Source organism: Arthrobacter arnarulunnguaqae, from assembly GCF_051262515.1.
Classification (GTDB): Bacteria; Actinomycetota; Actinomycetes; order Actinomycetales; family Micrococcaceae; genus Arthrobacter_N.
Window position 1 is genome coordinate 276,658 of the sequence record NZ_JBIMER010000002.1, and the last position, 16,876, is coordinate 293,533.

General features: G+C 68.0%; 14 protein-coding genes. All 14 read left to right on the forward strand.

Annotation, left to right across the window (positions count from 1 at the left end):
- Positions 1-10 precede the first annotated feature (10 nt).
- The 14 genes from dinB (at position 11) to ACHAAJ_RS03540 (ending at position 16,698) form a co-directional block, all read left to right on the forward strand.
- Positions 11-1,195 (forward strand): DNA polymerase IV, encoded by a 1,185-nt coding sequence (dinB, locus tag ACHAAJ_RS03475; protein ID WP_435726520.1) that lies wholly within the window; start codon positions 11-13, stop codon positions 1,193-1,195.
- 161 nt (positions 1,196-1,356) lie between these two features.
- Positions 1,357-1,725, forward strand: a complete 369-nt coding sequence (locus tag ACHAAJ_RS03480; protein ID WP_435726521.1) for a DUF3040 domain-containing protein — start codon at positions 1,357-1,359, stop codon at positions 1,723-1,725.
- A 296-nt stretch (positions 1,726-2,021) separates the two neighbouring features.
- Positions 2,022-2,453, forward strand: a complete 432-nt coding sequence (mraZ, locus tag ACHAAJ_RS03485) for a division/cell wall cluster transcriptional repressor MraZ (RefSeq protein ID WP_435726522.1) — start codon at positions 2,022-2,024, stop codon at positions 2,451-2,453.
- A gap of 154 nt (positions 2,454-2,607) precedes the next feature.
- Positions 2,608-3,603, forward strand: coding sequence for a 16S rRNA (cytosine(1402)-N(4))-methyltransferase RsmH (gene rsmH / locus ACHAAJ_RS03490; protein WP_435726523.1), 996 nt, complete (start codon positions 2,608-2,610; stop codon positions 3,601-3,603).
- A 2-nt stretch (positions 3,604-3,605) separates the two neighbouring features.
- On the forward strand, positions 3,606-4,349 hold the full coding sequence (gene ftsL / locus ACHAAJ_RS03495) for a cell division protein FtsL (RefSeq protein WP_435726524.1): 744 nt from the start codon (positions 3,606-3,608) through the stop codon (positions 4,347-4,349).
- Between the two features lie 75 nt (positions 4,350-4,424).
- On the forward strand, positions 4,425-6,278 hold the full coding sequence (locus ACHAAJ_RS03500) for a peptidoglycan D,D-transpeptidase FtsI family protein (protein ID WP_435726525.1): 1,854 nt from the start codon (positions 4,425-4,427) through the stop codon (positions 6,276-6,278).
- Positions 6,278-7,936: a UDP-N-acetylmuramoyl-L-alanyl-D-glutamate--2,6-diaminopimelate ligase gene (locus ACHAAJ_RS03505; RefSeq protein ID WP_435726526.1), complete on the forward strand. Its 1,659-nt coding sequence runs from the start codon at positions 6,278-6,280 to the stop codon at positions 7,934-7,936. Before ACHAAJ_RS03500 ends, ACHAAJ_RS03505 begins: the two co-directional genes overlap by 1 nt.
- A 13-nt stretch (positions 7,937-7,949) precedes the next feature.
- Positions 7,950-9,422: a UDP-N-acetylmuramoyl-tripeptide--D-alanyl-D-alanine ligase gene (locus ACHAAJ_RS03510; RefSeq protein ID WP_435726527.1), complete on the forward strand. Its 1,473-nt coding sequence runs from the start codon at positions 7,950-7,952 to the stop codon at positions 9,420-9,422.
- A complete protein-coding gene (gene mraY, locus ACHAAJ_RS03515; RefSeq protein WP_435726528.1) occupies positions 9,419-10,525 on the forward strand; it encodes a phospho-N-acetylmuramoyl-pentapeptide-transferase in 1,107 nt (368 codons plus the stop codon). Before ACHAAJ_RS03510 ends, mraY begins: the two co-directional genes overlap by 4 nt.
- Positions 10,507-12,045: a UDP-N-acetylmuramoyl-L-alanine--D-glutamate ligase gene (gene murD, locus ACHAAJ_RS03520; RefSeq protein WP_435726529.1), complete on the forward strand. Its 1,539-nt coding sequence runs from the start codon at positions 10,507-10,509 to the stop codon at positions 12,043-12,045. The genes mraY and murD overlap by 19 nt, the downstream gene beginning before the upstream one ends.
- Positions 12,046-12,181: 136 nt before the next feature.
- On the forward strand, positions 12,182-13,375 hold the full coding sequence (ftsW, locus tag ACHAAJ_RS03525; RefSeq protein ID WP_435726530.1) for a putative lipid II flippase FtsW: 1,194 nt from the start codon (positions 12,182-12,184) through the stop codon (positions 13,373-13,375).
- 35 nt (positions 13,376-13,410) lie between these two features.
- Positions 13,411-14,547 (forward strand): undecaprenyldiphospho-muramoylpentapeptide beta-N-acetylglucosaminyltransferase, encoded by a 1,137-nt coding sequence (gene murG, locus ACHAAJ_RS03530; protein ID WP_435726531.1) that lies wholly within the window; start codon positions 13,411-13,413, stop codon positions 14,545-14,547.
- Between the two features lie 4 nt (positions 14,548-14,551).
- Entirely contained in the window at positions 14,552-15,949 is a 1,398-nt protein-coding gene (murC, locus tag ACHAAJ_RS03535) for a UDP-N-acetylmuramate--L-alanine ligase (RefSeq protein WP_435726532.1), read from the forward strand.
- A complete protein-coding gene (locus tag ACHAAJ_RS03540; RefSeq protein ID WP_435726533.1) occupies positions 15,946-16,698 on the forward strand; it encodes a cell division protein FtsQ/DivIB in 753 nt (250 codons plus the stop codon). Before murC ends, ACHAAJ_RS03540 begins: the two co-directional genes overlap by 4 nt.
- Positions 16,699-16,876: the final 178 nt, after the last annotated feature.

Below are 16,876 nucleotides of genomic sequence, written 5' to 3' on the forward strand. Positions count from 1 at the left end.
GGATAAAGGCATGATCGACGCTTCCGTGCCGCGCACCGTGCTCCACGTGGACATGGATGCCTTCTACGTCTCCGTCGAGCTGCTGGTGCGTCCCGAACTGGCGGGACGGGAAATCATCGTTGGCCACAAGGGGGAGCGCTCCGTCGTCCTCTCCGCCTCCTACGAGTGCCGGAGGTTGGGAGTGCGCTCGGCCATGCCCATGTCGACGGCCTTGCGCCTGGCGCCGCGCGCGACGGTGATCGAACCGGCGATGGCGAGTTACCGGCACTACTCCGCTCGCATGATGGATGTCTTCCACGACATCACGCCGCTCGTGGAGCAGGTCAGTGTCGACGAGGCCTTCCTGGACGTGACCGGGAGCCTGCGCCGGCTCGGTGGCCCAGTGCAGATCGGGACGCTGATCCGTCGTCGCCTGCGCGGGGAATTGGGGCTTCCGGCAAGTGTGGGGATCGCCCGGAACAAATTCGTGGCCAAGGTCGCCTCGACACGGTCAAAGCCGGATGGGCTGCTGCGGGTGGCGCCGGAAGACACGGTGGGCTTTCTGCACGGGCTTCCCGTGGGGGCCCTATGGGGCGTGGGCGGGAAGACGGCCGAGGTGCTGGCCCGCGCCGGGATCTCCTCCGTTGCAGATCTTGCGCAGACGCCGCGGGGGACGCTGGAACGCATGTTGGGTGCGCACGGTACGGCACTGCACGCATTGGCGTGGGGCATCGACTGCAGGCCCGTGGAGCCGGTACGGGAGGAGAAGAGCATCGGCGCCGAGGAGACGTTCGCGCGGGATACCGCGGACACGGAAGTGCTGCGCCGGGAACTGCTCCGCCTGTCCTTCCGCGTCGCGGAGCGCCTCCGCGGAGCCGGCAGGGAGGCGCAGACGGTCGCCCTCAAACTTCGCTACGCGGATTTTTCCACCATCAGCCGCAGTCGCCGCCTGGGTCAGCCCGTCAACTCGGCCGCGGCCATCGGGAAGGCCGCGGAGTCTCTTCTGGATTCCCTGGGCGACCGGCCGCAATCGGTGCGGCTCCTGGGAGTCCGCGCGGAGCAGCTCGTCGATGCGGACAGCGGCTACCAGCTCAGCTTCGATCGGGCGGATGGCAATTGGAGGCAGGCCGAGGAGGCGATGGACCGGATCCGCGCAAAGTTCCCGGCTGGGACCATCCTGCCCGCCACCCTCCTGCCACCTCGGGGCGACTCTTGAACTACCTTCTGCGGGCGCCGCGGACTATCCTTTAGGTACTGGACAACGCGGGACTGCGCAGTCCTAGTTTTCGGCAGCAATAGGGAACGTTTCCGTTGAAGCTGGCGTTGATACACGTAAGGGCCACATGGCCTACGCACTAGGGGATCGGGGAAGGGAAGATGCCGCTTTCCGAACACGAGCAACGTTTGCTCGAGCAACTGGAGAAGCAATTGCATGAGGACCACAAGTTCGCGTCCTCGATGAAGTCCAGTGCGTCGCCTGGTGGGTATTCAACCCGGAACATAGCCATCGGCGCACTGGTCGGGGTCGTGGGGATCGTGGTCCTGCTGCTCGGGATATCGAGCCAGTGGATCCCGGTCGGCGTCGTGGGATTCGCGCTGATGTGTGTCGGCGTCTACATCGCGGTCTCGAAGTCTTCCCTTGGCCGCCTGGGAAAGCAGGAGTCCGGCAAGGCCGCCCGACCGCGCAGCTCCTTCATGTCCGACCTCGAGTCCAAGTGGGACGCTCGACGCCGCGACGACGAGTAGCGGCGCCCTCCCCCCCACTTCGCCCCACCGGGGCTCAAAGCCGACGAACGGACCCGTGATTTTCACGGGTCCAGTCGTTTTTAAGCCCTCTTTCCGGCCCGCGGGCCCCAAAACTCCTCCACGTCCCTCCATCCCCGCCCATCCCTTGTGGGGCGGGGGTTTTTTTGTGGACAGGAAACACGAATGCACCCCCCGTTGCGTTGACAGTGGGGCCAAGTGGAGTAAAGTGGTGGATAGAAGAGGGCATTGGAGAATTAGGGGTGCGGGTAGCTCCTCGAATCGAGAAGGCGGTGCGCATGTTCCTCGGGACATACACTCCGCGACTCGACGAGAAGGGCCGCTTGATTCTCCCGGCGAAATACCGCGACGAACTGGGCGATGGCCTGGTTCTGACACGGGGCCAGGAGCGTTGCATCTACGTTTTCAGCCAGCAGGAGTTCGGGCGGGTCCACGACAAAATGCGTGAAGCCCCCCTGTCTTCCCGCCAGGCGCGGGACTACACCCGCGTGTTCCTTTCAGGGGCCTCGGACGAGGTTCCCGACAAGCAGGGGCGGGTCACGATTCCGCCCTCGCTGCGTTCGTACGCCGGGCTCGACCGCGAGGTCACGGTCATCGGGGCGGGGACGCGGGCCGAGATCTGGGACACCAGCGCTTGGAACGCCTACCTGGAGGAGAAGGAAAGCACCTTCTCCGAGACGGACGAGGAAATCATTCCGGGACTCTTCTAGGGAACCGGAGGGCTTGGACGAGATCTCCAGCCGCCCGATACGCAACAACCTGGCTCACCTTCCCCGGAGCCAGGCGGGGCGAGTCGGCGCGGAGGGGGCTCTGGTCCAAGCACAGGACATGTATAGCAGGCAGTGACACGCTGAAAGGGGAACGGTGACGACGGACGACGCGACGCCGCGACCCACCCACGAACGCCACGTACCGGTGCTGCTCGACCGCTGCGTCGGGCTGTTGGCGCCGGCGATCCAGGCAGGGATCGCCGAACGCGGCAACGCCGTGGTGGTCGATTGCACCCTTGGGATGGGGGGCCATTCGGAGGCGATGCTGGCACGTTTCCCCGAGGTGCACCTGATCGGCCTGGACAGGGACGAACAGGCGCTCGCGCTGGCAGGAGAGCGTCTCGCGCGCTTCGCGGAACGGATTGATCTAGTCCACGCGGTCTACGACGAGATCGCCGACGTCGTCGACGATCTGGGGTTTCCCGGTGTCGACGGGATCCTCTTCGACCTCGGGGTCTCCTCGCTCCAGCTCGACGAGCGCGAGCGCGGATTCGCCTATTCCTACGATGCACCGTTGGACATGCGTATGGACACCTCCACGGGGCCGACCGCCGCGGACATCGTCAACCAGTACACCGAGGCGGATCTGATTCGGATCATCCGCGGTTGGGGCGAGGAGAAGTTCGCCGGCAGGATCGCCTCAGCGATCGTCAAAACCCGCGACGAAGCCCCCATCGAGACCACCGGGAGGCTGGTCGAGGCCATCCGTTCCGTGGTTCCGGCCGCGGCGGCCCGAACGGGCGGGCATCCGGCCAAACGCACCTTCCAAGCGTTGCGCATCGAGGTCAACGAGGAACTCGACGTGCTCGACCGCGCGGTACCGGCTGCGATGGGGACGCTCGGTGTCGCCGGTCGGGTCGTGGTCATGAGCTACCACTCGCTTGAGGACAAGATCACCAAACGCCATTTCGCCGCCGGTTCCAAGTCGTCGGCCCCCGTCGGATTCCCGGTCGAGTTGGAAGAGCACAAGGCGCAGTACCGCACGCTGACCAAGGGCACGGAAAAGCCCACGGAGCAGGAAATCAATGATAACCCCCGCGCGGCCTCGGCAAAGTTGAGGGCCGTCGAACGAATCCTGAAGAGGAGATGACCATGAGCACCCGTACTCAGACGCGTGTTCACGCGCGCGGCCCCGGCACCGAGGCCATTGACGGCGCAAATGCCCGCGCACTGTCGGCGGAGCCGGTCCGGCACGCCATCCCGGGGCGTGAGCGCACTCCGCTCTCGGTGGTCCCCTCCGTCGCGCGCAATCGGAGGGCGCACTTCGCGGTCTTCTGCTTCGCCGTCATGCTGGCCGCGTTGGCTGGCGTGCTGGTCCTCAACGTCCAGGTCTCGAGCGCGCAGTACGAGCTCGTTGGGCTCCGCAACACGGAGCGGGCCCTCGCCCAGGAGAACGAGGCGCTGACTCAGCGCGCCCAGAATCTCGAGGCTCCACAGAATGTGGCCGCCAAGGCGGCAGAATTGGGAATGGTCGTTCCCGGTTCGGTGGCCTCCATCGACCTGGGAACGCTCAAGGTCGCGGGCGTGTCGACCCCGGCCGAGAAGGAAACGACGCCGACGTCCCTTGTCGCCGCTCCGCAAGCGCCGTATGTGGCGCCGCAGGCGAAGACCGTTCCGGCCGCGCCCCAGGCGCCGGAACGGCCGGCCGCAGGGAAAGAGACGACACCGGGGGAAACCCCCAACACCAAAACGGACAGCAAGCCGGCGGAAGCCGAACGGCAGAAGGAATCGACAAAGCCGGCGGATGCCGCTTCCGGCCAACGGCCTTCCTTCTCCGAGAAGGAACTCAACGGGGGCACCATCCCGGCGCCGTCGCAGCGGGGCACGGACGGCTAGGTTTCCCGGCGGCGGTCCGGCTCGACATCACCCAACCACTCGCGACCCAGACAACCGCAACCCAAGGACGTAAACATGGTGGGCAACCGCAACGGCACCAACGGGCAGGCTCCGCGCCAGACTGCGCAGGGTCTGCCCGCCCGGCTGAGGATCGGCCTCAGCATCGCACTGGTGATGCTCGTGCTGTTAGGCGGACGTCTCTTTCTCGTTCAGGGGTTGGACCCGGAGGGCATCGCACAGGCGGCGGTGAACAACCGCATCCGCGTCGAGAACGTGGCACCGCAGCGCGGGGACATCATCGATTCCGAAAACAGGGTGCTGGCGACCAGTGTCGAGCGGTTCGACCTGGTGGTCAACCAGAAGCTCGTCAAGGACGAGTTCACCCGGAAGAACAAGGAGACCGGCGACCGCGAAAAAGTCTCCATAGATGACGCCATCGCGGAACTGAGCGCCGTCGTTGGACTCGATGTCGAGACGCTCAACTCCTCCGTCGTCGGCAAAGAGGGCGCCGAGAAGCGCGGTTATGTGCACGTGGCCAAGAACGTGACACCGGACGTGCGCAACGCCGCCATCGACGTGGGGATCCCCGCCTTGACCAGCGAGCGGAACATCGAGCGGAACTATCCGAACGGATCGGTCGCGGGAACGGTACTCGGATTCCTCAGCGCGGCGGACAAGGCGACGTCCGGCGTCGAATCGGGCGCGGAGGGCCTCGAGCTGAGCCAGGAGGGTTTGCTGCGCGGCACTCCGGGAAAGAAGACCTACGAGGTCGGCGCGGATGGCATCCGCATCCCGATGGCCACCATGCAGGAGGAGCCCGCCGTCGACGGCCAGGATGTCCGCCTGACGCTCAACAGCGACATCCAGTGGGCCGCGCAGGAAGCCGTGATGGCGAAGCTAAAGCAGTTCAACGCCGAGTGGGTCAACGCGGTCGTCGTCGAGATGAAGACGGGCAAGATCCGCGCCCTGGCGGATTCGACGTCCGTGGACCCGTCCGACCCCGGCGCCACCGATCCTCAGTACCGCACCTCGACCACCGTCACGCAGGCCTTCGAGCCGGGATCCACGGGCAAGCTCGCCACCTTCGCGGCCGCCGTCGACGAGGGCGTCGTCAAACCGACGGACGAGTTCAAGGTTCCCAACTCCTACAAGGTACAAAACGAGACCATCAACGACTCGCTCAAGCACGCCACATACGAGATGACAACCGCCGGGATCTTCGCCCGCTCCTACAACACCGGAACGGTGATGGTCGGCGAGAAGCTGAGTAACGAGCAGCGCCACGCGTCGATGAAGAAGTTCGGCATCGGCGAGTCGATCAACGTCGGGCTGCCCTTCAACGAGGGCATCTTCGCGCCGCCGGAGACGTGGGAACGCCGGCAGCAGTTCACGACCATGTTCGGGCAGTCCTATACCCAGACGGCGCTGCACACGGCGAAGATCTTCCAGTCGATCGGAAACGGCGGGCTCCAGATCGAACCCTCACTCATCGAGGCGTACATCGACCCGGATGGGACCGAACACCCGGTCGAGGCGGCGGCGCCGAAGCGCGTCGTGTCCGAGAAGACATCCGCTCAAATGCGCCGCATGATGGAGACGGTCGTCGAAGAGGGCACCGCCGGAGGCGCCGCGATCGAGGGATACCGGGTGGGCGGCAAGACCGGTACCGCGCAGGCGGCCGGAAAGAGCGGCGGCTATGACGGTTACACCAGCTCCTTCGCCGGCATGGTGCCCATCGACGATCCCGAGTACCTCGTGGTCGTCACGATGCACCGCCCGCAGGGCAACTGGAGGAGTTGGACGGTGGCTGATACGTTCAAGCGCATCATGAACCAGACGCTAAACACCTACAACATCCCGCCGTCGTCCACCGAGCCGAACCCCTACAAGGTCTTCGTCGGGGACGAGCAGAAGTACGGCTGGGACTAATGGCGCACTCCACCCCGCGGGAGGCCGAACTGTCCTTCCGACCGTCGTCGCGCCCCGCCGTCGCGCTCCGGTCCCTGGCGGACGCCGCGTCGGGCACGGGCCTGTCCACCGCAGTGGAGGGCGACGGGTCCGTCTCGGTCCACGGCGTGTGCATGGACTCACGAGCCGTCCAGCCGGGCGACCTCTACGCGGCGGCGCCCGGCGCCAACCGCCACGGCGCGGACTTCGCCTCCGCGGCGGCCGAGGCGGGAGCCGCGGCCATCCTGACCGATTCCGAGGGCGCGACTACCGCCCGCTTGGCCGGCCTGCCCGTGTTGCTCGTGGACTCGGTCCGGGAGGCCGTGGGCGTCCTGGCCGGAATCGTCTACGGCACGGCCGGCAATGCGCCGCGGCTGCTGGGCGTCACCGGGACCAACGGGAAAACGACCACCACCTACTTCGTCCGCTCCTTGCTTAACGCCCTCGGGCACGCGACGGGCCTGATCGGCACCATCGAAATCGTCGCCGGCGACACCCCCGTCCCGAGCGTGCTCACGACGCCCGAAGCGCCACAGCTCCATGCGCTGATGGCCCGCATGCGGGAATCCGGGATCAGCGCGACGGCCATGGAGGTTTCCTCGCACTCCGTGGACTACCGCCGGATCGGCGGCCTGCACTTCGCCGTCGCCGGTTTCACCAACCTCACGCAGGACCACCTCGACCTGCACGGCAGCATGGAGGCCTACTTCGCCTCCAAGGCGGAGCTGTTCACGCCCGAGCGCACCCGGCGCGCCGTCGTCACGGTCGACGACGAGTGGGGACGCCGCTTGGCCAAAGCCCGCGGAGCAGGGGTCTGGACGCTCGCCACTTATCCCGGAAGCCAAACGGACGGGGACGCCGGCGCGGACGACGCCGGAGCCGGGCACTGGCGCGTGGGCTCCGTTGCGCCGGACGGCTTGGGCCACTCCTTCGAGCTCCACGGTCCAGACGGGGCCCGGTTGCGCGCGCGCACCGGCCTGCCCGGTCTGTTCAACGTCTCCAACGCGGCCCTGGCCGTCCTGATGGTGTTGGCCTCGGGAGCCGACGCGTCGGCGCTGCAACGCGCACTGGACGAGGCCGACCCGCTGACCGTTTCCGTGCCGGGGCGAATGCAGGTGGTCTGCGAAAGCCCCGCCGGGATCGTGGACTTCGCGCACAACGCCGACGCGCTTCAGCGCGCGATCGACGCCGTCCGGGGCCCGGCGAAGGGCTCCCGCGTCATCCTGGTGTTCGGCGCCACCGGTCAGCGGGACGCGACGAAACGGCCCGTCATGGGCGCCGTCGCCGCGCGTCATGCGGATGTGGTCATCGTTACCGACGACGATCCGCACGACGAGGAGCCGGCGGGCATTCGGCGGGCTGTACTCCGCGGCGCCCGCGACGCCATCGCCTCCGAGGGACTGTCCAGCGTGGTCCACGAGGAATTTCCGCGGGCCCGCGCCATCGCCACGGCGGCGGCCATGGCCTCGCCGGAGGACACCATCCTCGTCGCCGGCCGGGGCCACGAGGTGTGGCAGGAGGTCATGGGGGAGAACCTCCCCCTCGACGACCGCGTGGAGCTGCGCAACGCGCTCGCGGAGCGTGGTTTCAAAGTCATTCCCGCGCCGGCGGATTCATCCGGCACGGCGGCCAGGGAGTAAAGTCCACTAAGCCATGATTGAACTTAACGCAGCCGAAATTGCCGCCATCACCGGTGGGCGCGCCACCACGACGGTCTCCCCCGAGACCGTCGTCGCGGGTGTCGACACCGACTCCCGCGAGTGCCGCCCGGGGTGGTTGTTCGTCGCCAAGCCCGGAGAGGCGTCCGACGGGCACCACTTCGTCGGCCAGGCCTTCGCCGCCGGCGCCGTCCTGGTGCTCGCGGAGCGCGAGACGCACGACGACGACGGCGGGGTCCACCCGGCCGTCATCGTCGACGACGCCGTGCTGGCCATGGGCCGCCTCGCCGCGCACATCGTGGCTCGGTTGCGCGACGGAGGCCTGCGGGTGGTCGGGATCACGGGGTCCGCCGGCAAGACGACGACCAAGGACCTACTGGCGGCCATCCTCGCGAAGGTGGGGGAGACGGTCGCACCCGTCGGTTCCTACAACGGCGAGGTCGGCGTCCCGCTGACCGTCTTCCGGGCGACGTCCTCGACGCGCTTCCTGGTGGTCGAGATGGGTGCCACGGGAATCGGCCACATCGAGTACCTCGCGGACATGGTGCGTCCCGAAGTCGGCGTGGTGCTCTGCGTGGGCACGGCGCACGCCGGCGAGTTCGGTGGCGTGGAGAACATCGCCCGCGCCAAGGGCGAACTCGTCGAGGCGCTGCCGGCCACGGGCACCGCCGTGCTGAATTTCGACGACCCCCAGGTCCGCGCGATGGCCGGCCGGACGGCGGCGACGGTCCTGGGCTTCGGGCCGGAATCGGAGGCCGACGGCGTCTTTACCGCGGCTCGGGACCTCTCCGTCGACGCGGACGGGCACCCCCGGTTCACGCTGGTGATGCCCGACGGCTCGGCGCATCCGGTCCGCAGCGGACTCATCGGGCGGCACCACGTCTCCAACGTCCTGGCCGCCGCCTCGGCGGCCCACGCCCTGGGCATCGACCCGGGCACCATCGCGGGCACGCTGACGGGTCTGGGGCCCGCCAGCCGTTGGCGCATGGAGCGGACGGAACGCCCCGATGGAGTCACCGTCATCAATGACGCCTACAACGCCAACCCCGAATCCATGCGGGCGGCCCTGCGCACGCTTGCCGAACTGGGCCAGGTCGACGCCGACGGTGGCGCGGCGCGCAGGACATGGGCCGTGCTCGGCGAAATGCTCGAGCTGGGCGACCAATCGATCTTCGAACACGACCTCCTCGGACGCGTGGTGGTCCGCCTGAACATCAAGAAGCTGGTCGTCGTGGGCGCCGGCGCCAAGCCCCTGCACACGGCGGCGGTCCTCGAGGGCAGCTGGGGCGACGAAGCAACGTTTGTCGAAACCATCGACGACGCAGAACGGCTGCTTAACGAGCGGCTCGAACCGGGAGACATCGTGTTGTTCAAGTCCTCCAATGGCGCCGGGCTGAGGCATCTCGGCGATCGGATCGCCCTGGCGTCGTCCGAAGCACCTGTTGCCGGAGAGGGGCCGAACCGGTGATCGCACTGCTCACGGGCGCGTCCATCGCGCTGTTCCTGACCTTGGTCGGTACGCCGTTGTTCATCAAGCTCCTGGTTCGCCGCAGCTACGGCCAGTTCGTCCGCGACGACGGGCCGACGACGCACCACACCAAGCGCGGCACACCCACGATGGGCGGGGCGATCATCGTCTTCGCCGTCATCGTCGCCTACTTCGGAACGCACGCAATGCTGCGGATGTTCAGCGAGCACGCCGAGGGCCCGACGGCCAGTGGCCTCGTCCTCCTGTTCCTCATGGTCGGCATGGGGCTCGTCGGCTTCCTGGACGATTTCATCAAGATCTCGAAGCAGCGCAGCCTGGGCCTGCGCGCGTGGCAGAAGATCACCCTTCAGGCCATCGTCGGCGTGGCCTTCGCCCTTCTGGCACTGCAGTTCCCGAACGCAAAGGGGCTGGCTCCGGCATCGACGAAGATCTCGTTCATCCGGGACACCGGGTTCGATCTCGCCTTCGCCGGTCCGCTGCTCGGGGCACTGCTCTTCATCCTGTGGTCGAACCTGATCGTCACGGCCGCTACCAACGGCGTCAACGTCACCGACGGCCTGGACGGCCTGGCAACCGGCGCGTCCATCATGGTCTTCGGGGCATACACACTCATCGGCATCTGGCAGTTCAACCAAGCCTGCGGATCATCGCGCTCGATCGGTTCGGTCTGCTACGAGGTCAGGGATCCCATGGACCTGGCGTTGTTGGGCGCGATCCTGTCCGGGGCGCTGGTCGGCTTCCTCTGGTGGAACACCTCGCCAGCGGCGATCTTTATGGGCGACACCGGATCTCTGGCCATCGGCGGCGCCATCGCGGCCTTCGCCATCCTCTCCCGCACCGAACTGCTGCTCGTGGTGCTGGCCGGCCTCTTCGTCATCATCACCCTGTCTGTCATCATCCAGGTCGGCTTCTTCAAGCTCAGCGGCGGCAAGCGGGTCTTCCTCATGGCTCCCCTGCAGCACCACTTCGAGCTCAAGGGCTGGGCCGAGGTCACGGTGGTCGTGCGCTTCTGGATTGTGGCCGGGTTGTTCGTCGCCGCGGCTCTGGGCATCTTCTACGCCGAATGGGTCGTCGGGCTGTGACGCACGCACACTTGGACGAACTGACCACCTGGGACGCCGACTGGGCGGGCCTGCGCGTGGTGGTCGCCGGTCTCGGACTGTCCGGGTTCTCCGCCGCCGACACCCTGATCGAGCTGGGCGCCCGGGTTGTCGTCGTCGACGGCGCCGACACCGACGAGAACCGCTCGCGCGCGGACACGCTCCGGATCGTGGGCGCGGCCGAGGTCCTGCTGGGCGCCGCAGGCGCCTCCGCCCTGCCGCCGGTCGACGGACGGCCGCCCGAACTCGTGGTGGCCTCACCCGGATGGAACCCGCGGCATCCCGTGCTCGTGGCGGCCGACGCGAGCGGCATCCCCATTTGGGGCGACGTGGAACTCGCCTGGCGCGTGCGCGAGCGCCGGGGGCGCAAGACGGCGGAATGGCTGGTCATCACCGGAACCAACGGCAAGACAACGACGGTCGGGATGGCCGAATCGATGCTGCGGGCCGCCGGCCTGCGGGCGATCGCGGCCGGCAACGTGGGTACGCCGATCCTGGACGCGATCCGCGATCCGGAGGGGTACGACGCCATCGCCGTCGAGCTCTCCAGCTTCCAACTGCACACCACACACACGATGTCCCCACTTGCCTCGGTGGTGCTCAACGTCGCGGAGGACCACGTCGACTGGCACGGATCGTACGCCGAGTACCTGGGCGCCAAGGCCAGGATCTATTCGCGCACCCGGGTCGCGGCGATCTACAACGCGGACCAGGCCGAGACGGAACGCATGGTGGAGGACGCGGACGTCGTCGAGGGCTGCCGTGCCATCGGGTTTACCACCGACGTGCCCGGGCTCAGCATGGTGGGCGTCGTCGAGGGCCTGCTGGTGGACCGCGCCTACGTCGAGGATCGGAAGACCTCCGCAGCGGAGTTGGCCGCCCTGACCGACCTGGGCGATATCGCGCCGAGGCACACCGTGGCGAACGCTTTGGCCGCCGCGGCGCTGGTGCGGGCGTACGGCGTCGAACCCCGCGCCATTCGCGACGGCCTGCGCGCCTTCGACCCCGGGGAACACCGGATCCAAGCCGTGGCCCGTCGCGACGACGTCCTGTGGATCAATGACTCCAAAGCCACCAACCCGCACGCCGCGGACGCGTCGCTTGCGTCGTTCTCCTCGGTCGTGTGGATCGCCGGGGGCCTGTCCAAGGGCGTCGACTACGACGAGCTCGTTGCGCGCCACGCCGGGCGGCTCGCCGCGGTGGTCCTGATTGGCGCGGACAGTGCGTCGCTCCGCGGCTCGTTACGGCGACACGCGCCGGACGTGCCGGTGATCGAGCCCGGGGTGCGGGAAACTGGAGGCGGGACACCGCCGGCAGACGGAGAGACCGGTTGGACCATCATGGCGGAAGCCGTCGCCGCGGCGGCCGGCGTCGCCAGGGCGGGCGACACGGTGCTGATGGCGCCGGCGGCCGCCTCGATGGACCAGTTCTCTTCATATGCCCACCGCGGAAACGCCTTCATCCAGGCGGTCCGCGGGCTGATGGAGGACACCACTACGTAAAGGAGTACCCGTGCCAGCCCCCACCTCGCCGCCGCGCGGCAGCGATGGCCGCAAACCCCGGGTACGCTCCTCAGGTCCCCGAGGCGGTCCAGGGAATGCCACGACCGCCTCCCGGGCCACGGCAACGACTCCGACCATGGGACGCGCCGAGGTTGCGGCCTCCGACGCCGACGCCCGTCCCATGGCGAGGCTGTGGCGGATGGTCGAGGGGGACGCGGGTTCCGGGGCCAACACCGGCTACTACATGATCCTGGGCAGCGCCCTGGCCTTGACACTGATCGGCCTGCTGATGGTGCTGTCCTCCTCCGCGGTCGAAGCCATCACGCGGGAGACCTCCTCCTACCTGCTGTTCATGAAGCAAGGTGTTTGGGCCCTTGCCGGTTGCGCCCTGATGGTCATCATGTCGCGGCTGTCCGTGGCGACAATGAAGAAGCTCGCCGGGCCGGCCATCCTGCTGGCCCTGTTCCTGTTGCTGCTCGTGTTCACGCCGCTGGGCGTCGAGGTCTACGGCAACCGCAACTGGATCGGGATCGGCGGTTTCACGGCTCAGCCCTCGGAGGCGGCGAAGCTGGCGCTGGCGGTGTGGGCGGCGAAGATGCTCGCCAAAAAGGCGCCGTTGATACACCGCACCGGACACGCACTCATTCCGGTCGTCTTCCCGGGCGGCCTGGCGGTGCTGGCACTGGTCCTCGCGGGGCGGGACCTGGGCACCGGGCTCGTCCTGATCCTGATCATCGTCGCCACGCTGTTCTTCGGAGGGGCGCGGCTGAGGATCTTCGGCATCGCCGCTGCGGTCGCGGCCGTGGGCGCCGTGCTCATGGTTCTGCTCTCCGGAAACCGCATGGGGCGCATCAACGCCTGGCTGGGCATCGACTGCGGCGCCAACGACGCCTGCTACCAGTCCCGCCAGGGCCTCTACGCGCTGGCCTCGGGCGGATGGTGGGGCGTGGGGCTCGGCCAGTCGAGGCAGAAATGGAACTACATCCCCGAGGCGGAGAACGACTTCATCTTCGCCATCATCGGCGAGGAGCTGGGCCTGATCGGGACCACGGTCATCATCGCCCTGTTCGGCATCATGGCGGTTGCCATGTACCGCGTGGCCGTCCGGCATTCGGATCCGTTCGTCCGGATCGCCACCGGTGGCATCATGGCGTGGTTGATCGGGCAGGCGTTCGTGAACATCGGCATGGTCACGGGCCTGCTTCCGGTCATCGGCGTCCCGCTGCCCTTCATCTCCTACGGAGGTTCCGCGCTCACCTTCGCCCTGATGGCCGTGGGCGTGGTGCTCTGCTTCGCACGCCAACATACGGACCCACCCGCCGCCGCATGACCAGCCCACCGACGACTCCCGAAAGCCGTGAAGACATGAACCCTGGACCCTCGATCGTGTTGGCCGGTGGCGGCACCGCCGGCCACATCTCGCCACTGTTGGCCATCGCCGACGCCCTCCGCACACAGGCGCCCGAGGCGGGCATCGTCGCCGTGGGAACGGCTTCCGGCATGGAAACCCGCCTGGTCCCGGCTGCCGGGTACACCCTGGAGACCATCGAGCGCGTGCCGATGCCGCGGCGACCATCCGCCGACCTGGTGAAGTTGCCGTTCCGCATGGTCCAGGCGGTCCGGCACGCCGGCGCCATCCTGGACCGCGCGCGGGCCGACGTCGTCGTGGGCGTCGGAGGATACGTCTGCACCCCCGTCTACCTCGCCGCGCGCAAGCGGCGGATTCCGGTGGTGATCCACGAGGCCAACGCGCGCGCCGGACTCGCGAACAAGCTGGGCGCACGGTTCGCGGCCCGCATCGCCACCGCGTTCCCGAACACGGAACTCGCCGGTGCCGAACTGGTCGGCATGCCGATGCGGTCGGCCATCGCCGCTTTGGACCGGGCCGCCGACCGGCGGTCGGCGCGCGAGTCGCTGAGTCTCGAACCCGGCGTTCCGACGCTGGTCGTGACCGGCGGGTCGTCCGGTGCCGTGTCCATCAACCACACCATTCGCACGTCGCTGCCGCTGCTGGCCGATTTGGCCGCCGCCGGCAATCCCGTCCAAGTCCTGCATGTCACCGGGCGGGGGAAGCAGATGCTCGACGACGACGGCGTCGTGTTCGCCGCTCCGGGCTATGTCCAGGTCGAATACGTGGACGGCATGGAATCGGCCTATGCCGCCGCCGACCTGATCGTCGCCAGGGCGGGCGCGGGAACGGTGTGTGAGATCGCCGCGGTGGGGCTGCCTTCCATCCTGGTTCCCATGCCGATCGGCAACGGTGAACAGCGGCTGAATGCCGGACCCCTCGGCGACGCGGGTGCCGCCGTGGTCGTCGACAACGACTCGTTCACTCCGGGGTTCTTCGCGGGAACCGTCCTGCCGCTGCTCTCCAGCCCGGACAGGTTGGACATCATGGGCCGCGCGGCACATGCGCTGGGCAACCGGGACGCCGCGCGCCGCATGGCCCAGATTGTTCTCGAGACGGCGGGCCGCGCGCCGGCCCCCGGCGTGGGAAGGTAGAGGCATGCAGCAGAACCCGAAACTTTCCGAGCTGGGCCGCGTACACCTGATGGGGATCGGCGGCGTTGGTGTCTCCGCGGTCGCCCGGTTGATGCTGGCCCGCGGGGTCGCCGTCTCCGGCAGCGACGCCAAGGATCTGCCCGTGCTCCACGAGCTTCGCGCTCTCGGGGCACGGATCCACGTGGGCTACGCACCCGAAAACATCGGCGATGCCGACACCTTGGTGGTCTCGTCTGTCATCAAGGCCGGCAATCTGGAGTTCGACGCCGCCCAACGCAACGGCCTACGGATCCTGCACCGTTCGGAAGGGCTCGCCGCCACGATGGAGGGCCACCACGTGGTGGCCGTCTGCGGCACCCACGGAAAGACCACCACGACGTCGTTGATCGCGGTGATGCTCCGGCACGCGGGCTTGTCGCCGTCCTTCGCCATAGGTGCGAACGTCGCGGGCCTCGGTGTCAACGCAGAGCAGGGGGCGGGACGGATTTTCGTGGCCGAGGCCGACGAATCCGACGCGTCGTTCATGAACTACCGCCCCGACGTCGTGGTCGTCACGAATGTCGAGGCGGACCACCTGGACCACTACGGCACCGCCGAGGCCGTTCACGAAAGCTTCCGCCGGTTCGTGTCCCTGCTGCCGGAGGACGGGCTCCTGATCTGCTGCGCGGACGACGCCGGGTCCAACGCGCTGGCTGTCCGGACGCGGCGCGAGCGACCCGACGTGCGGGTGCAGACGTACGGATTCAGCGAGACGGCCGACCGGCGCCTCCTGGATCCCACACCGTTGGCCGGCCAGCGCTACGGCTGCTCGCTCGAGTGGGGGAGCGGCGAGGAGGGACGGCTGGATCTCGCGGTCCCCGGCGACCACAACCTGCTGAACGCGGCAGCCGCCTTCGCGGTGGGTCTCGACTGCGGCCTGGAACCGGAGTCGGCGACATCGGGGCTCGCCGCCTTCGCCGGGGCCGCGCGACGGTTCGAATACCGCGGAGAGGCCTCGGGCGTCCGGGTCTACGACGACTACGCCCACCACCCCACGGAGGTGCTGGCCGCGCTCAAGGCCGCCCGGGCCGTCGCCGGCGAGGGACGCGTCCACGTCCTGTTTCAGCCGCACTTGTTTTCGCGGACGCGCGAGTTCTGGCGCGAGTTCGCCGACGCGCTGTCGCTGGCGGACACGGCGTTGGTCCTGGGGATCTATCCCGCGCGCGAGCTGCCCATCGAGGGCGTGACCAGCGAACTGGTCGCCGACGCGCTCAACACCGACGGGGGAACCGCGACGCGCTTCGACGCGCCCGGCAGGATCGCGGCCGCGGCGCGGCCCGGCGACCTCGTGATGACCATCGGCGCGGGGGACGTGACGGAAGCCGGCGTGGACATCCTGGCGGCTTTGGCGGCGGGTCGGTGAGCCACCTCGACACCGTGCCGGAGACCAACGTCGTTTCGCTTCCGGAGCCGCCCGCAAAGCGCCGTCGGCGCATGGTTCTCGTGGGCGTCGGTTCCGTGGTCGGTCTCATCGTCGCTCTGATCCTGGTGCTCCTGTACTCCCCGCTGCTGGCCGTGAAGAACATCGAGGTCCAAGGGATCGAGCTGACTCGGGAAGCGGCGATGCGCGAGGCGCTGGAGCCCCTGGTGGGGACGCCGTTGCCGGGGATCGGCCCGGCGTCGGTCCAGCGGTTGCTGGAGGGCCAGCCGGCGGTCAAGGACGTGGTGGTCCAAGCGGAGGCGCCGTCGACCCTGCGGGTTGAAGTGATCGAACACGCGCCGGTGGCCATCGTCGAATCCAAGGGCAAGTTCCGGCTGGTATCGGAGGACGGACGCACCCTCGCGCCCTTGGCCAAGCGAGACGGCGCCGACCTCCCGGTCATCGACGCTGGCGTGTCGGCGGCGGATCCGAAGGTCTTCGCGACGGTGACGAAGGTTCTGGCTTCCCTGCCGGAATCCGTCCTGAACCGCATGGACAAGGCCGGGGCCAAGACGATCGATTCCGTGGAGCTGCGACTGGTCAACGGCCAGACCGTGCTCTGGGGCAACGCCGAAAGAAACGCGGACAAGGCGCGGGTCGTCGAGGCGCTGCTGAAAATCAAGAACGAACCCGACGCCGCCGCGGTGAAGGTCTACGACGTCACGAGCCCGGACCATCCCGTGACGCGCTAGGAGAGCGGTGCCGGGAACCACGGCACGCAACTTTCCTGAAGGCAAAGGGGCGACACGCGGCCTAGGTCGTTGCATGGGGGATGGGCACCCCATAGCGTTTCAGTAGCAGGTACTTGACATAACTATAACCCTCAAGCTGAAGGTTAAAGTTAGTCCGGTTGAAGCTTCCTAGATCAGC

Coding starts and splice junctions, on each gene's coding strand:
- dinB (WP_435726520.1), top strand. CDS start 11: ATGATCGACGCTTCCGTGCCGCGCACCGTGCTCCACGTGGACATGGAT.
- ACHAAJ_RS03480 (WP_435726521.1), top strand. CDS start 1,357: ATGCCGCTTTCCGAACACGAGCAACGTTTGCTCGAGCAACTGGAGAAG.
- mraZ (WP_435726522.1), top strand. CDS start 2,022: ATGTTCCTCGGGACATACACTCCGCGACTCGACGAGAAGGGCCGCTTG.
- ftsL (WP_435726524.1), top strand. CDS start 3,606: ATGAGCACCCGTACTCAGACGCGTGTTCACGCGCGCGGCCCCGGCACC.
- ACHAAJ_RS03500 (WP_435726525.1), top strand. CDS start 4,425: ATGGTGGGCAACCGCAACGGCACCAACGGGCAGGCTCCGCGCCAGACT.
- ACHAAJ_RS03505 (WP_435726526.1), top strand. CDS start 6,278: ATGGCGCACTCCACCCCGCGGGAGGCCGAACTGTCCTTCCGACCGTCG.
- ACHAAJ_RS03510 (WP_435726527.1), top strand. CDS start 7,950: ATGATTGAACTTAACGCAGCCGAAATTGCCGCCATCACCGGTGGGCGC.
- murD (WP_435726529.1), top strand. CDS start 10,507: ATGGGTCGTCGGGCTGTGACGCACGCACACTTGGACGAACTGACCACC.
- ftsW (WP_435726530.1), top strand. CDS start 12,182: ATGGGACGCGCCGAGGTTGCGGCCTCCGACGCCGACGCCCGTCCCATG.
- murG (WP_435726531.1), top strand. CDS start 13,411: ATGAACCCTGGACCCTCGATCGTGTTGGCCGGTGGCGGCACCGCCGGC.
- murC (WP_435726532.1), top strand. CDS start 14,552: ATGCAGCAGAACCCGAAACTTTCCGAGCTGGGCCGCGTACACCTGATG.